General features: G+C 64.7%; 13 protein-coding genes. All 13 read right to left on the reverse strand.

All coding sequences use genetic code 11. The annotated features are described in order from the left end of the window. On the reverse strand, nucleotides 1-250 hold a 250-nt coding region (locus tag Q0629_RS05625), incomplete at its 3' end, for a Sua5/YciO/YrdC/YwlC family protein (RefSeq protein WP_298780003.1). A gap of 7 nt (nucleotides 251-257) precedes the next feature. Next, entirely contained in the window at nucleotides 258-1,394 is a 1,137-nt protein-coding gene (gene tgt, locus Q0629_RS05630; protein WP_298780006.1) for a tRNA guanosine(34) transglycosylase Tgt, read from the reverse strand. Then, on the reverse strand, nucleotides 1,387-2,169 hold the full coding sequence (locus tag Q0629_RS05635; protein ID WP_298780009.1) for a TatD family hydrolase: 783 nt from the start codon (nucleotides 2,167-2,169) through the stop codon (nucleotides 1,387-1,389). The genes tgt and Q0629_RS05635 overlap by 8 nt, the downstream gene beginning before the upstream one ends. After that, entirely contained in the window at nucleotides 2,163-4,082 is a 1,920-nt protein-coding gene (ribF, locus tag Q0629_RS05640) for a riboflavin biosynthesis protein RibF (protein ID WP_298780011.1), read from the reverse strand. The genes Q0629_RS05635 and ribF overlap by 7 nt, the downstream gene beginning before the upstream one ends. Next, nucleotides 4,057-5,055 carry a DHH family phosphoesterase gene (locus Q0629_RS05645; protein WP_298780014.1) on the reverse strand — a complete coding sequence of 333 codons (999 nt, stop codon included), beginning with the start codon at nucleotides 5,053-5,055 and terminating at the stop codon, nucleotides 4,057-4,059. The genes ribF and Q0629_RS05645 overlap by 26 nt, the downstream gene beginning before the upstream one ends. Before the next feature lie 10 nt (nucleotides 5,056-5,065). Continuing rightward, nucleotides 5,066-5,470 carry a 30S ribosome-binding factor RbfA gene (gene rbfA / locus Q0629_RS05650; RefSeq protein ID WP_298780017.1) on the reverse strand — a complete coding sequence of 135 codons (405 nt, stop codon included), beginning with the start codon at nucleotides 5,468-5,470 and terminating at the stop codon, nucleotides 5,066-5,068. 45 nt (nucleotides 5,471-5,515) lie between these two features. Then, complete coding sequence (gene infB / locus Q0629_RS05655; RefSeq protein ID WP_366123125.1) at nucleotides 5,516-7,636, reverse strand: translation initiation factor IF-2; 2,121 nt, start codon at nucleotides 7,634-7,636, stop codon at nucleotides 5,516-5,518. Then, nucleotides 7,581-8,252, reverse strand: a complete 672-nt coding sequence (locus Q0629_RS05660) for a DUF448 domain-containing protein (protein ID WP_298780020.1) — start codon at nucleotides 8,250-8,252, stop codon at nucleotides 7,581-7,583. The genes infB and Q0629_RS05660 overlap by 56 nt, the downstream gene beginning before the upstream one ends. Further along, the gene (nusA, locus tag Q0629_RS05665) at nucleotides 8,252-9,346 is read right to left on the reverse strand and encodes a transcription termination factor NusA (RefSeq protein WP_298780022.1); all 1,095 of its coding nucleotides are present in this window, start codon (nucleotides 9,344-9,346) and stop codon (nucleotides 8,252-8,254) included. Before nusA ends, Q0629_RS05660 begins: the two co-directional genes overlap by 1 nt. Beyond that, nucleotides 9,346-9,906, reverse strand: a complete 561-nt coding sequence (rimP, locus tag Q0629_RS05670; protein ID WP_298780025.1) for a ribosome maturation factor RimP — start codon at nucleotides 9,904-9,906, stop codon at nucleotides 9,346-9,348. The genes nusA and rimP overlap by 1 nt, the downstream gene beginning before the upstream one ends. 178 nt (nucleotides 9,907-10,084) lie before the next feature. After that, the gene (locus tag Q0629_RS05675) at nucleotides 10,085-11,281 is read right to left on the reverse strand and encodes a DUF3798 domain-containing protein (protein WP_298780027.1); all 1,197 of its coding nucleotides are present in this window, start codon (nucleotides 11,279-11,281) and stop codon (nucleotides 10,085-10,087) included. Nucleotides 11,282-11,520: 239 nt separating this feature from the next. Further along, nucleotides 11,521-12,147: a site-2 protease family protein gene (locus Q0629_RS05680; protein WP_298780030.1), complete on the reverse strand. Its 627-nt coding sequence runs from the start codon at nucleotides 12,145-12,147 to the stop codon at nucleotides 11,521-11,523. Nucleotides 12,148-12,271: 124 nt separating this feature from the next. Next, nucleotides 12,272-14,908 carry a CBS domain-containing protein gene (locus Q0629_RS05685; protein ID WP_298780032.1) on the reverse strand — a complete coding sequence of 879 codons (2,637 nt, stop codon included), beginning with the start codon at nucleotides 14,906-14,908 and terminating at the stop codon, nucleotides 12,272-12,274. Between the last annotated feature and the right edge of the window lie 476 nt (nucleotides 14,909-15,384).

Genomic DNA, 15,384 nt, shown 5'->3' on the forward strand with positions numbered 1-15,384 from the left:
CGTCTACGTGGACGAGAGGCTCCGCCTGCTCCACGCGAGAGAGGTGGAGGATCAGAGGATTGTCCGAGGGACGCCCCTTGGCCCGATAAATCCCCTTCACCGCCTCCGGGTTCAGCGCGTTCGCCCCAAGCCCATAGACCGTCTCCGTCGGAAAGGCCACCAGGCCTCCCTCCCTCAGCACGTCCGCCGCGCGGGCCATCAACTCCCCGCTGGGGTTCCAGGGGTCCACCTCAATCCTCAGCGTCTTCATCCCGCAGTCAGCGCTCCCCTCCGGCGTCCCTTGCCGGTCCGTCCACAAACTTCGCGTTGAACTCGGCGCGAAACGCCGGAAAGGTCCCGTTGAGGATGGCCTCCCTGGCCCTGGCAGCGAGGTTCAGCGTGAAGCTCAAGTTGTGCAGCGTACACAGACGGGCCGCCAGAATTTCGCCGCAGTGATAAAGGTGCCTCAGATACGCGCGAGAAAAACCGCGGCAGAGGCGGCAGCCGCACTCCGGATCGACCGGACCGAAATCGTGCTCGTACTGCTTCCCCTTAATATTAACACGTCCAAAGGACGTAAAGAGCGTCCCGTTGCGCCCGTTCCGCGTGGGAAGGACACAGTCGAACATGTCCACCCCGCGGGCGATGCCCTCGACGACGTTGGAGGGGTAGCCCACCCCCATGAGGTAGCGGGGTTTATCCCGCGGCATGACGCCGTTCAGCAGGTCCAGAACGTGGTACATCACCTCATGGGGCTCACCGACGGACAGCCCTCCGATGCCAAAGCCAGGGAAGCCCAGCTCCACGATCTCCTCCGCGCTGCGGAGCCGAAGGTCATCGTAGACGGACCCCTGCACGATGCCGAAGAGCGCCTGATCCTCCCGACTGTGTGCCTCCTGCGACCGGCGGGCCCAGAGCGTGGTGCGGGCGAGAGCGGTCTCGGCCTGAGCGTGGTCCGCGGGGAAGGGACCGCACTGGTCGAAGCACATGGCGACGTCGCTGCCCAAAAGCTCCTGGACGCGCATGGACCACTCAGGCGACATCACGTGCTTTGAGCCGTCCAGGTGCGACCGGCACACCACCGCCTCATCCGTCACCCTGTTGAGGTCCGCCAGAGAAAAGACCTGAAATCCGCCGCTGTCCGTCAGGATGGGGTGGTCCCAGCTCATGAAGCGATGCAGCCCGCCTGCTTCCGCCACCAGCTCCGCGCCGGGCCTGAGGTAGAGGTGGTAGGTGTTCCCAAGGACGATCTGGGCACCGATCTCCTCCAGCTCCCAGGGCGCCATGGCCTTCACCGTAGCCTGAGTGCCCACCGGCATGAAGACCGGCGTCCGGATCACGCCGTGGGGCGTGGTCAACTCCCCCGCCCTGGCGCCGGTCTGCGGGCAGACGGCAAGGACCTTGAACTCAAACATGCGCTTCCCTCCCCCAGCCGAAGAACCCGTCCGCGTTGCGCGCAATCTGGCCCGAGAGCTCCTCCAGCGGCACGCCCCGCACCTCCGCCAACGCCTCGTAGACGTAGCGCACGTAGGCCGGCTCGTTGAGCCGCCCCCGAAAGGGGACGGGCGCCATCCAAGGGCAGTCCGTTTCCGCAAGGAGGCGATCGGCCGGGATGAGGCGCGCCACCTCGCGAAGCTCCACGCTCCTCTTCCACGTCACGGCGCCGCCCAGGGCGCAGAGCGCCCCCAGGCTCAGCACCTCGTCAAGGAACTTCAGCCCGCCGTCGTAACAGTGAAAGAGCAGTTTGAGGCCCCGAAAATCTCCGAGGATCGCCAGGGCGTCCTCCATGGCCTCGCGGACGTGCAGGACCACGGGCATCCCCACCCCTTCGGCCCAGGCGAGCTGCCGCTGAAAGACCTCTCGCTGCACCTTTCGGGGCGAAAGGTCGTAGTGGTAGTCCAGCCCCATCTCCCCAAGGGCCAGAGTGCGGCAGTCCTCCGCCATCTGCAGCAGCTCCTCCGGAAGGGCCTCCGCGTAGCGGGAGGCCTCATGAGGGTGGATTCCGACGGCAGCCCAGGCCCCGTAGCCTTCAAATCGATGGGCCATCCGGACCGCCTCACGGCTGTCCTCCAGGTCGCAGCCCACGATCAGCATCCGCCCCACGCCCGCGGAGGCGGCCCGCTCCATCAGCGCCTCAGCGTCCTTCCGCAGCTCGTCGGAGTTCGGGTGACAATGGGAATCGATCAACATTCGGCAAGCCTCCAGGTCCTCGGCTCAAAGGCGCCCTCCGCCTCCATGGCCGCCAGGGATTCGGCGAAGGCGGCATAGAGCGAAGCGTGCCCGGCGAGCTCCTCGCGCCCCGCCTCGCGGCAGCGCTCGACGTCCTGCGCGATCTGCGCCGCCAGCGCCTGCGCGTTGGGGAAGCGGACCATGGGGCGCAGCCGCCGGATCAGAAATACGGGCAGCTCCCTCCCGTAGAGGTCACCTTCGAAGTCGAGGACAAAAACCTCCGCCCTCATCTCCGGAACGTCCCCAAAGGTGGGGTTCTCGCCCACCGAGAGCGCCCCGCAGTGCCAGCGTCCGTCGATGGGGATAAGGGCAACGTAGACGCCCGCGCCAGGACGGGTCAGCGCCTTTGAGAGGTCGACGTTCGCCGTCGGAAACCCCAACTCGTGCCCGCGCCGGTCGCCGTGGACCACCGTCCCCCAGAAGAACCAGGGGAAGCCCAGGACCTTCTCGGCCAGCGCCGCATCCCCCTCCATGACGGCGCGGCGTACCTCCGTGCTGGAGAGGCGAAGCCCGTCGCAGGTCAGGAGCTCCACGGCCTCCGCGGGAAGCCCATCGTCCCGACAGAGGGAGAGCAACGCTTCCGCCGTGCCCTCCTGCCCGCGGCCAAAGCGGAAGTTGCGCCCCACCACCACCCCGCCCACGGGAAACGTCTTCCGCAGCCGGCGCCAGAAGGCGTCGGGCGAAAGGTCCTGGACCTCCTCGTCGAAGTTCAGGACAAGGAGGCGGGGGACCCGCAGGACGCGACGGACCAGCTCCCGTTCGCGGAGGGTGAAGAGCGTTGCGTCGAGCTTCCCCAGAAAGACCCCTGGGTGAGGCTCAAAGGTCACGGCGCCCCAATCCTCGTTCAGGAGCGTCGCAAGGTCCCGCGCCCGTTCCAAAAGCCGCGCGTGCCCCCGGTGAAACCCGTCGAAGGCCCCGATGGCGAGGATCGGGCCCCGCGCGGCACCGGGGTGTTCCGCTCCGTCCTGAAGCAGGACGTTCGCGCGGGGCCGCAGCATCGTCCCGTCGCCCTCGTCCCGCCGGTCCACGAAGCTCAGGAGCCCTCGCCCCTCGGCGCAGAACGCCTGGTCCGGCGGGACCGGTCCTGGGACGTAGCGGCCCGCCTCGGCCAGCGGGACGGGAAGGCCATGCAGCAGCGTCGCCTCAGCAGCCCCGGACAGCTCGACGCGATGAAACAGGCGGGACACGGTGCTCAGGGGCTGAAGCTTCAGGCGCCCCTCGCGCAGCAGGACCTCCGCGCGGTCCGGCGACAGGGCCGCGTCCACGTGGAAGCCTCCCGTGGACAGGCGCCTCAAAGACTCGATGCAGGCTCCACAGCCCAGCCGCTCCCCGATATCCCGCGCGATGCTCCGGACGTAGGTCCCCTTGCCGCAGAGGACCTCCACGTCGAAGCACCCTTCCTCAAGGGTCGACGTCCGACGAATGGACCGGACAAAGACGGCCCTGGGCTGGAGGGGGACGTCCAGCCCCGCGCGCGCCAGCCTGTGGGAGGGGCGCCCCCCCAGCTTCAGCGCGGAGATCTCGGGCGGACGCTGCATGCGCCATCCGAGGAAGGAGAGGAGGACCCGGTCAACGTCCCCGGCCGACACACGGCTCGCGTCGCCCTGATAAAGGACTCCGCCTGAGTAGTCGCAGGTATCCGTAGCCGTGCCCAGGCGCACCCGGGCACGATAGAGCTTGGGCAGCATCATGACGTAGTCCGAGGCGCGGGTGGCCACGCCGACCAGAAGGACGAGGAGCCCCGACGCCGTGGAGTCCAGCGTCCCCGCGTGCCCCACGCGCGTCCCCTTCCCGAGGAGGCCACGCAGGCGCCCCACGCAGGTCGCGCTCCGCATCCCCAGGGGCTTGTCAATCAGCAGAATCCCACTCAGCATAGCGATCTTCCAAAAGCTTCGGGATCGTTTCAAGGTAGCCCGCAAGGTCGCCGGTCAACGTCGCCCCGGCCGCGCGGGGATGGCCGCCGCCTCCAAAGGAGCGGGCGACCTCCGCCGCGGGAAATATCCCACCACGGGATCGAAAGCTCGCCTTGATCTGTGCCGGGCTCAGCTCCGTCAGGAACACGGCCAGGCGGACCCCGTGGATCTTCATCAGGCTGCCGGGGAGCCCCTCCGTGTCCGACGCCTCGGCGCCAACCGCCTTGAAGTCCTCAGGCCCCAGCCATCCCAGGGCGAAGACGTTCTCCGGGCCAAACACCCGGACGTGAGAAAAGGCACGCCCCCACAGGGCGACCCCCGCCGGCGTGCGCGTCTGGTTGATCTCGTCGTCAACGACGTCCGGCTCCACGCCGAGTTCGATGAGCTCCGCCACCAGCCGGTGCGTTTCAGGGGACGTGTTGGAGAAGGTGAACCCGCCGCTGTCCGTCCATATCCCGACGTAAAGGCTCTGGGCGATGCCCCGCGACAACGGCCACCCTCCCGCCCTCAGGATGCGGAACACCAGCTCGGACGTTGAGGAGCTTCCGGGATCGACACAATTCGTCGTGCCGAACAGGGTGTTGTCCTCGTGGTGGTCGATGTTGAGCACCCGCACTCCGGGGGCCGGTGCCGTGAAGTCCTTGACGCTCCGCTCCACGTTGGCGCAGTCCAGAAAGACGTAGAGCTCCTCCGGGTCGCTGAAGCTGAAGGGGACGGGGCACAGCGCATAGTTCTCCGTGTGGTCGAGGAAGCGATAGGCGGGGGTGACGGTCTTGTCAAGCCCCATCCAGCGGATGCGCTTCCCCTGGAGCATCCCCGCGCCAAAGAGCGCAGTGAGGAAGCCCAGGGCGTCGCCGTCCGCTTTCTGGTGGGTAAAGAGCGTCCAGGAAGGGGCCTCCGTCAGGAGGTCGGACACCCGGCGTATTTCCTCCAAGGAGGGGCCTTCAATCATTGGACTCACCCGCCCCTTCTTCCGTCACATCAGGCTCCTGGGCATCGGCGCGAGCGGAATCCATACCCAGGCGATTCAGGATGCCGTCGATGCGCTCGCCGTAGTCCGCGCTCTCATCGGGGACGAAGTCGAGGGAGGGGATTCGGCGCAGCTTCAGCACCTGTCCGAGGAGCGTCCGAAGCGCGCCCCGGACGCTCGCCAACTCCTCGCGGAGTTCCCCCCTCCGCTCCGGGGTCAGGGCGGTGAAAAAGACCTTTGCGACGTCGAGGTCCCGGCTGCAGTCCACGCCGGTGATGATCGCATCCTTCACCGTCTCCTTCTTGATCCGGCTCTCAAGAAGGAGGGATATCTCCCGTTGAAGCTGCTTGTTGATCCTTGCCATACGAAAAGTACCCAAACCCGTTCCTCCTCCCGCGGGCTCAATCTAAAATCCGAACGCGCCTTAGAGGCTGCGCTTCTCCTCGACGACGTCGTAGACCTCCAGCAGGTCGCCCACCAGGAAGTCCTGATACCCCTCAAGGGCCACGCCGCAGTCCATACCCGCCTTGACCTCCCTCGCCTCGTCCTTGAAGTGGCGCAGCGTGGCGATCCTTCCGTCCCACAAGACGACACCGTCCCGGACAAGTCGGACCCGCGCCGTGCGGCGAATGAGGCCCTGCATGACGTGGCAGCCGGCGATCTTGCCCGCCTTCGGCACCTTGAACGTTTCCCGAATCTCCACCTCGCCCAGGGACTCCTCGCGGAGGACGGGCTTCAGGAGGCCGGACATGGCCGCCTTCACGTCATCGATGGCGTCGTAGATGACGCTGTAGGTGCGGATCTCAACCCCATCCACCTCCGCCGCGCGCTTTGCGTTGGCGTCGGGACGGACGTTGAAGCCCACGATGACGGCGTTCGAGGTGGAGGCCAGCATGACGTCGGACTCGGCGATGCGCCCCACTCCTCGATGGATGATGGAAACGCCCACCTCGTTCGTGGCCAGCTTCTCCAGAGAGGCGCAGAGGGCCTCCAGCGAGCCCTGTACGTCGCACTTGACCACGAGGTTGAGCTGCGGAAGCTCTCCCTCCTTAAGCTGCGAGTAGAGGTCGTCCAGGGAGGTACGCCTGGCCGTCGTCGTCCCCTCGTCCCGCTCCCGGGCGCGGGCCTCGGCCATCATCGCGCGCGCTTCGCGCTCGCTTCCCACGACGGTGAAGGTTTCACCGGGCTGCGGGACCTCGTCAAGGCCAAGTATCTCCGCCGGCATACTGGGCCCGACCTTCTTGGTGGGCTTCCCCGCCCAGTCGAAGAGCGCGCGTATCTTGCCCCAGGCCGTGCCGAACAGGACGATATCTCCCAACTGCAGCGTCCCCTTCTGGACGATGACCGTAGCGACGGGGCCCTTCCCCTTGTCCAGCTCCGCCTCGATCACGACGCCCTCAGGCGATGCGCCGGCGTCCCCCTTGAGCTCCTGCATCTCCGCCTCCAGCAGGACGCGCTCCAGCAGCTCCGGGATGCCCTTCCCCGTCTTGGCCGAAACCTCGACGGCCCCAACCTCGCCGCCCCAGCCTTCGAGGAAGACCTCCTGCTCCGTGAGCTGCTGACGTACCCGATCCGGGTTGGCCGTCGGCTTATCCACCTTGTTGATGGCGACCACCAGCGGCACGTGGGCCGCCTTGATGTGGTTGATGGCCTCCTTCGTCTGGGGCATGACCCCGTCGTCCGCCCCAATGACCAGGATGACGATATCCGTCACGTTCGCGCCCCGCGCGCGCATGGCCGTGAAGGCCTCGTGCCCCGGCGTGTCCAGAAAGACGATGGGCCTGCCCTCGTGCGTGACAACGTAAGCGCCGATGTGCTGCGTGATGCCGCCCGCCTCCTGCGCCGTGACGTTTGAATGGCGAATGGAGTCGAGAAGCGTCGTCTTGCCGTGATCGACGTGCCCCATCACGGTCACGATGGGGGGGCGGGCCGTCAGGACCCCTGGCTTCCGGGCCGCAGCGTCCGCCGCGCCGTGCTTTTTGGCGCCCTTCCCCGCCTTCTTCTCGTGAAAGACCGCCTCGGCCTTCTTCACGGCGGGGAGCACCTCGAACTGCACGCCGAACTTTTTCGAGAAGACCGCCAAAACCGCGTCGTTGACGGCCGTCATGGCGGAGAGCATCATCCCCGAATCCATCAGCGCCTTCACCGCGTCGGCGCTCGATACGCCCATGGCCTGCGCCGCCGACTTGATCGCGTCCCCGGCGTGAATCTCAACGCGCCGTCCCTTCTCCGGAGCCTCCTCGGACCCCTTGGCATCCACCTTGGGCGCCGCCGGCTTCTCCTTGGGAGCCGTCTTTTTCGCCTCCTCCGTTTTCGCCTGTGGTGCGGATTTCCCATCTGCCGTTGCCTTCCCGGCACCCGGCGACGGCTTTTTCTTCTTCTCCGCCTCGGCCAGAAGGGACTCCACCATCTGAGCCTCCTCGTTGGTGATGGAGCTCATATGCGTCTTGATCTGAATTCCAAGCTGTTCCAAAACCGCCATCAGTTCCTTATTGCTCCTGTTCAGCTTCTTCGCCAGTTCGTAAACCCGTATCTTGTTGTTCAAGGGCGTCTCCCCCTTCTCCAAGCAAAGCCCTGATCTTGTCCGCCAGCCCGCTTCGGGCCGGCAGGGCTATAATCTGCACGTTCCCGGCTCCCAGAGCCGTTGAAAGCCTCTCCCCGCCCAAGGGCAGCACCCGATGCTCATGACCGCCGCCCCGCTCCATGGACGAGGCCGCGAGTCCTTCCGCGAACGATCTCACCGATCCCGACGCATCCTGCGCCGTCAAGAGCAGGAGGGGGCGCCCGGCGTGGGCATGGACGTCATCTCTCCCCACCAGTATCTGCCCCGCGCGGCGGGAAAGCCCCAAAAGCGAGCGAAGCTCCTTCATGCGTTCCTCCGGACCGCGCTCCGACGCATAGGAGGCGATGCAGCGCTCCAGGTCCGCCCAACATTCGTCCGACAGCGCCGCCTTCAGGGCGCGGGAAAGGGCCCCCGTCCTCCTGGCCCTCCTCAGGCACTCCAGGTTGAGGCACAGGTAGGCTCCCCGTCCCGGCAGCTTGCCCGTGACGTCCAGCACCGCCCTGCCGTCCGGCGTGCGGGCGATGCGGACCAGTGCCCTCTTCGGCGCCTCCGTGCGGCAGGCGACGCACGTGCGCGGCCTCTGTCGAGTCGCGGTCACTAGTCCGCCTCCGCGACCTCGTGGAAGATGTCCTGCAGCGTCGGCATGCGCTCCGCCTGCAGGGCGTTGATGTCGATCTTCCACCCGGTCAGGCGGGCGGCCAGCCTCACGTTCTGCCCCGCCTTCCCGATGGCGAGCGACAGCTGCTCCGGCTCCACGTAGGCCTTGGCCGCGTGCTCCTGATCCAGGACCGGCTCCACTTTCACGACCTGGGCCGGAGAGAGAGCGTTGCGGATGTAGGCCAGGGGGTCGCTGCTCCAGACGATGATGTCCACCTTCTCCCCCATCAGCTCCTGGCTGATGGCCTTGATGCGCGCGCCACCGGCTCCGACGCAGGCCCCCACGGGGTCCACGTTCTGATCCATCGTGGAGAGCGAAACCTTGGCGCGCCCGCCGCCCTCACGAACGATGTTGCGGATCTCGATGACCCCGTCCCTGACCTCCGGGATCTCAAGCTCCATCAGCTTGCGCAGGAGCCCCGGATGCGTTCGGGAAATCACGATCTTCGGCCCCCGCGTCATCTGGCGGACGTCCAGCACGTAGAACTTCATCGTCTGGCCGGGGACGTACTCCTCCCCCGGAATGCGCTCCTTGCGCGGAAGGATCGCCTCGGTGCGCTCGCCGATGCGGGCCAGCACCTGGTCGTTCTCGGCCTTGACGATCGTGCCCGTCATCATCTCGCCGACCTTGTCGGAGAACTCGCTGTAGATGACCTGCCGCTCGGCGTCCTTCAGCCGCTGGATGATCACCTGCCGCGCCGTCTGCGCAGCGATGCGCCCGAAATGGCCGGGGTCCTTCTCCAGGTGCAGCTCGTCCCCGACGGACGCATCCGCAAAGCCCAGTCGCTTCGCATCCCCCAGCGTGATCTCCGTATCCGGCGACTCAAGCTCCTCCACGACGGTACGCAGCTCCTCAATCAGGATGTCGCCCGTCTCGGTGTTGACGTGGACCTCCACCCTCTGGTCGCCGCTCTGATACTTCTTGTAGGCCGAGATCAAGGCCGCCTCCAGGCTCGAAACGATCAGCTCCGGCGCCAGGTTTCGCTCTTCGGCAATTTGATTCAGCGCTTGTACAAAATCGCGCCCCAGCTGCATTAAAGCTCCCTCCCACGATGTTCGACAGGCGGCTTCGCGCCCTTCCGCTTCCCCCGCGGCGCCTCCTGCTCCAGTCCACGATAGACCAGATTGCCGCTTTTGATCCACTGAAACGGGACCGCGACCTCCCGTTCCTCCTCCTCCACGAAGACGACGACGCGCTCCTCCGTCGCCTCCACGATGGAGCCCGTCAGCGTCTTCCGTCCTTCCACAGGGTTGCTCAGCCTGATTCGAGCCTCTTTCCCCCGAAACCGCCCGTACTGTTCGGGCGTGAAGAGGGGGCGCTCCAGGCCGGGGGAGCTGACCTCAAGGTAGTACCGTCCGCTGAGCTCCGTGAAGTCCCTCTCGTCGAGAAGGCGGTTCACGGCGCGGGACACCGTCTCGCAATCCTGGACGTTGATCCCCCCCATGGAGTCGATCAGGACCTGCAGCCTCAAACGGACGGAGTCCGCCTTCACCCCGACGTGGACGCATTCATACCCCAGCCGCTCGACGACCTCCGCCACGGAGGACATCAGGCTCTTTTCCTCGTTCTTTTCCCCCTCACCCAACGGCAGCACGCTCCTTCCTCCCCTAGCGATACTCTGACAAGAAACGAGGAGCGGGCACGAACCCACTCCTCAAGTAAAAAACTTATCGAAGTATTGAATAGTATACATGCTTTCTATTAGAAACGCAAGGAAAAGGGGCGCGCCCCAATCCGCAGGAGGCGACGTGAGCGCCTGCCCCAACGAAACGTCACCTGCTGATCTGAAAGTACTTCTCCGGGACCTCGACGTCCGCCACTCCCAGATATCCCTTGCCGAAGACGTAGGTGTCCTGGCGCACCAGCACCATCTTTTTGTTGCTCACTCCCGTCCCGGCGTCCGTGTAGTAGCTGGCGTTCCATTTGGCCCCAGGGGTGAGGTCGTCGTAGCAGGCGATGAGGTCCTTCATGCTGTCCAGTTTGGCCTTGCCCTCAACGATGCGCTTGCCGAACTCCGCCATCGCCGCGCTGGTGGTGTAGCCGTAGGAATACACCCAGGTCCCCATGCGTTCCCCTCCACCAGCCTTCACAACGGCTTCTTCGACCTTCTTCAGGATCGCCGGCCAGTCGCCCTTCTCCTGCGCCAGGTCCACGCCCAGGGCTCCGGGGTACCCCATCAGCGGCGAGGGGCTGTCCGCCTCCACAAAATACCCGCCCAGCTCAGCGATGCGCTTGAGCAGCGGCTCCGTGTGCGCGTCGTTCGTGCAGAAGAACGCCGTGTCCTTGCCGTACTTTTCCAGCCATGTGGGCACATTCTCCAGGATGAACTGCTGCGCGCCAGCCACCCCCACGTCGCTCGTCGGGTCCGGGGCCGTTTCAAAGACGAACTGAAGGCCAAGGTCCTTACAGGCCGCCTCCATAATGGCGCGGCGGCGCCCCAGTAGCTCGTAGCTCATGTGCCGGGGGAAGGAGATGTGGACGAAGGTCTTCGCCCCCATCTTCTTTGCGCCGAGCGGGATCGTGTAGCCGCGGCTGATGTTGTCCTTGGTGAGGGACAGGTCCGCCGCAGTCGTGATGACCTCAGGGTCCTCCTGCACCGATCCCGCGAAGAGGAGGATGTCCGGACGTTTTTCGCGTATGCGGCGGAAGGCCTCGGCCGTCCCAGGCACCGCCGTGTTGGCCACGATGACCTTCATCTGAGGGTCGTCCGCCAACCCCAGCAGTTGTCCTATGGTCGTTTCCATCTCCGACATGAAGTGATCCGGGTACGTGATGTGGGTGATCATCCCGCCCTCAGCCGCGTTTCCATACTTCTGAATCAAGAGCTCGGCCCCCCGCAGCTCGTCCTCCGACTGAGATACGGTACCCGTCATGATCCCGATGTGAAAGGGGACCTCCGCCGTTGCCTCAATATTCCAAACGAATACGGAACAGAAAAGCACGCTCAACAACACGAATTTCGACCTCATTTTGAAACGCCTCCACTCTTTGAAGATGTCATCAAGTTGATGCAATGCTCATACCCTATAGCATAGCGTCACACCTGTCAAGGATGATCCTAAAATTGTCCGACGGGAGGACCGAAGCCGCCTTACTCACGCATTTAACCAGAGCAGGCACGCCCAATAGAGGACGGGAAGCGGGGTCCGCAAAGCGATTCACCGCAGGCCCCGCCCCCAGCCCATTGGCCGTTTGAACCAAGCCTAAGTCACGATCCGATGGGCCACATGGTCAAGCGCCACAGGACGCTGAAGATCGGGTCGAAGAGGAGATTGATGAGTCCCGACGCCACCAGGACGAGCAGGATGAACATCCCATACTGTTCCAGCCAGCGGTAGTGGTACAGGTACTTGTAGGGCAGGAAGGCCTCGATCACCCTGGAGCCGTCGAGGGGAGGGATCGGAATGAGGTTGAAGGCCGCCAAACCCAGGTTGATTCGGATCATGTGCCACAGGACGGCGAACCCGGGCTCTCCGGCAAGGCCGAACCAGGCCCTGCCGAAGAAGCGCAGAAAGAGCACCGTGAGGATCACCGTAAGCAGGTTGCCCGCCACGCCCGCCAGCGAGACGATGACGATGTCCCGCCGCGGATGGCGAAAATAGCGCGTATTGACGGGCACCGGCTTGGCCCAGCCAAAGCCCACGAACAAGAGCATCAACGTGCCCACGAGGTCGAAATGGGCCAGTGGGTTCAGAGAGAGCCTGCCTTGCCGCTCGGCCGTGGGGTCCCCCACCATCTTGGCCGCAAAGCCGTGACAGAACTCGTGAAAGGAGAGCGCCCACAGGAGGGCGGGAATCGACAACAAAAGGCTAACGGGATCGTCCAGCAACCTCAAACGAATTCACTTCCCAACGCTATAAGATAGTAGCAAAAGCCACCGCTGCCGCTAGCGGCACCTCCGTTCAATATATATGGCTTCGGGGAATAAGCCTCTGCAGAACGACGGAAACGTCGAAGGCCTATTCCGCGTCCTCTCGTCCGCGCCCTTCGGCGACGACGCTCGCCACGAAGCCGGCTTCGCCATCTCGCGTTGAGATGAGCCCGTCCATGCGAGCCAGGCGGATATTCTGAAGCGCTTTCCCTATCTCCGGTCCCTTCAGGCCCATCGCCTTCAGGTCGTTCCCCGTCAGCTCCCCCCGCAGTGGGACCCAGGACAGGAGGTGCTGCACCACGAGCCGGCGGGACCTCGCGAACCTCATGCAGGTCATCCAATAGACCAACGGCACAGTGCCGTAATCCTTGAAGAAGAGGTAGACCTCCGAATTCTTGGGCGTCTTCTTCAGCGTGCAGAAGCGCTCCACCTGCGGCCAGACCTCAAAGCACTGCGTCAGTTCGCGGCGCTCGGCCGGGGTAAGGCTCATGCGGTCCATCACGGAAAAGCGGACGTTGGGCGGCGTTTCCGTCAGCACGACGGCCATTCCCACAAGCCATCCCATCCCCTTAAAGTCAACGCCCAGGCGATGCGCCCAGGACAGGAGGTGCTCCATGACGCGGAGCCTGCGTTCAAGGGTCTCCCCCAGCCTGATTCCGGGGAAGAGCGCCGTCCAGACGCCAAGCTCCTGCATCCGAAGCGCGATCTTTCTGAAGCGCGGCTCGTTGGCGTCGATCTCAAGCTCCGCGCGGATGCGGGGCGTCGAAAGGCACTCCAGGAGGCCGCCCTTCAGGGCACTCCTCAGAAGGCGCATCGTGTTGTCCTCAAAGCTCATGCCCAGCCGTTGCTCCAGCCGGATGCCCCGCAGGATGCGCGAGGGGTCCTCGACGAAGCTCAGGTTGTGGAGGATCTTCAGGATGCCGTCCTTCAGGTCCGCCCTCCCGCCGAAGTAGTCCGCCAGCGTACCCCAGTCGGCTTCGCTCAGGGAGATGGACATCGCGTTGACCGTGAAGTCGCGTCGGGCCAGGTCCTGCTTCAGGGAGTCGCTCGACACCGTCGGCTGGGCCGCGGCGTACTCGTAGAACTCGCGCCGCGCCGTGGCAACGTCTACCTTTTCCCCGTCCGGAAAGGCGATCGTCCCCGTATTGTAGCGGCCGTGCACCGTGCCGCGACACCCCGGTTCGTCCCAGGAGGTCACGAGCTTCTCCGCGTCGCCCTCGACGGACACGTCGATATCGACGTTCGGGACGCCCAGCAGGATGTCGCGAACCGTCCCGCCGACCAGATACGCCCTCATTCCCAGGGACTCCGCCCTCGCGCCGATGCGGCGCAGGAGGTTCAGCACCGTTGGGCTGAAGGAGGCCTCCATCAGCCCGGACACGCTCTCCATCCACATGAAGCCGCTTCCCGCGCTGCGGTCCGCCACCGGCTGGAAGGAGCGATAGAGCGCGCGAAGGAGGTCCGCCCTCGTCAGGATGCCGATGAGCTTGCCCCCATCCATGACGGGCAGTCGCTCGAAGCTATAGGTCGCCATGAGGCGGTGCGCCTCATCCAGCGACGCCTTTGAGGTGATGCCGATGACGCCCTCCGTCATGAAGTCTCGAATCTGTGCGCGGTCCAAGCCGTGCATGTGGGCCTTGTCCAGGTCCTTGCGGGTCATGATGCCCAGCACCTCACCGTCCGCGCTCGCCACGGGCAGCGCCTGATGCCCGAAGCGCAACATCGTTCGGTAGGCTTCGTCGACGCGGGCGTCCGGAGACACGGCGAGCACCGGAGAGGTCATGACGCTCCCCACGTCCACCAGCTGCGGGATGTGCGCAGGGAGCTTCGACTCGATCTCCGCCAGGAGCTCCTGGGGGTCGCGGTCCAGCACCGTCGCAGAGCCCGCCTGAAGGTGACCGCTCCCGCCGTAGGGCGTGAGGAAGTCCTTGACGTTCAGGACGTCGGGCGAGCTCCTGACGATGACGTTGTCCTTTTTTCCCCCGTTGCACACCACGCAGACGGTGACCTGAGAGTCGTAATAGTCGCGCAGGCGGTGCACGAAGAGCGAAAGCCCGTCCACGTACTCCTCCGTCCTGGCCCAGGTCAGCAGCACCTTGGCCCCGTTGATGTAGCTCTCCCTGGCGTTCTCGGCCAGCGTATCCAGCAGGCGAAGGTCGGCCGCGGACATGGAGACCTCCGCGCGGGACAGGGTGCGGGACAGGTCGGCCCCCATCTCGCGCAGGCGGCCGACGACCAGGATGTCGCGCTCCGTCGTGGACTCGTAGGTCAACGCGCCCGTGTCATCGTAGATGCCCAGGGCAAAGAGCGTCGCCTCCTCCGGCGAGATGCTCTTGCGCTCCTTGACGAGCTGTTCCACGATCATCGTTACCGTGGCCCCGATCGGGGCATAGCACATCTTCTCTGCCGGGATGTCGTCCATCGTCGGCGGATGGTGGTCGTACAAGTGGACGGTGACGTCCTGACGCCCCGCAAGGGCCGCGAAGGGCCCGATGCGGCTCCGCGCCCGCGTGTCCACCACGACCATGAGCGTCACCTGGTCCTGCGGGACCTTCTTGGGCTTCAGCAGGTTCCACTGATGCCCGTAGTGGTTCAGGAAGTCCTTCACCTTGCGGCCGATCGCGCCGGGCGGACAGATCACGGCGTCGGGATACAGCTTCTGGATGGCGATCATGCTGGCCAGCGAATCAAAGTCCGTGTTGAGGTGGCTTGTTATCAGATACATAAGGACACGACGTGAGCGGGAGAGCGCAGAATCCTCACGGAAAAGCGGCACGCCTTCAAAACGATCCGCTCCCCGCTCCCCTCACTTCCCCCCTTCCCCGATATTGGTGCGCACCTTATTATATAACGTACAAACAACGAGTGTCCTTGAAGCACAACCATCCGACGCCGATAAACATCAGGCCTCAAACCACAGGCAAAGCTTTGAGGATGTGACGAAGACAGGCTTCACACGTTTTCTGCGCGGGTGCAGATCAAAAGCAGCTGCCCCATACATAATGAAGAACTTAATCCTCGATAAGGCTTTTGCACCTGTGGATTTTTGGTCGATGATGAGAGGATTCAGCCCCTCAATACTATGCTATTATTATGGAGGTCTAGTTCAGTTCATTCTTTAAATTGGGTAAGAACAGGGGCGAAAGGCCGCTCGTGCAGGGCAACAACCGCCTTCAACACACCCAAACGGAGGCAGTTTAT

The organism is uncultured Fretibacterium sp. (assembly GCF_938030725.1).
Classification (GTDB): Bacteria; Synergistota; Synergistia; order Synergistales; family Aminobacteriaceae; genus Fretibacterium.

Excerpts from the sequence above, each read along its gene's own strand:
- tgt (WP_298780006.1), bottom strand. The coding sequence starts at position 1,394 with ATGTTTGAGTTCAAGGTCCTTGCCGTCTGCCCGCAGACCGGCGCCAGG.
- Q0629_RS05635 (WP_298780009.1), bottom strand. The coding sequence starts at position 2,169 with ATGTTGATCGATTCCCATTGTCACCCGAACTCCGACGAGCTGCGGAAG.
- ribF (WP_298780011.1), bottom strand. The coding sequence starts at position 4,082 with ATGCTGAGTGGGATTCTGCTGATTGACAAGCCCCTGGGGATGCGGAGC.
- nusA (WP_298780022.1), bottom strand. The coding sequence starts at position 9,346 with ATGCAGCTGGGGCGCGATTTTGTACAAGCGCTGAATCAAATTGCCGAA.
- Q0629_RS05675 (WP_298780027.1), bottom strand. The coding sequence starts at position 11,281 with ATGAGGTCGAAATTCGTGTTGTTGAGCGTGCTTTTCTGTTCCGTATTC.
- Q0629_RS05685 (WP_298780032.1), bottom strand. The coding sequence starts at position 14,908 with ATGTATCTGATAACAAGCCACCTCAACACGGACTTTGATTCGCTGGCC.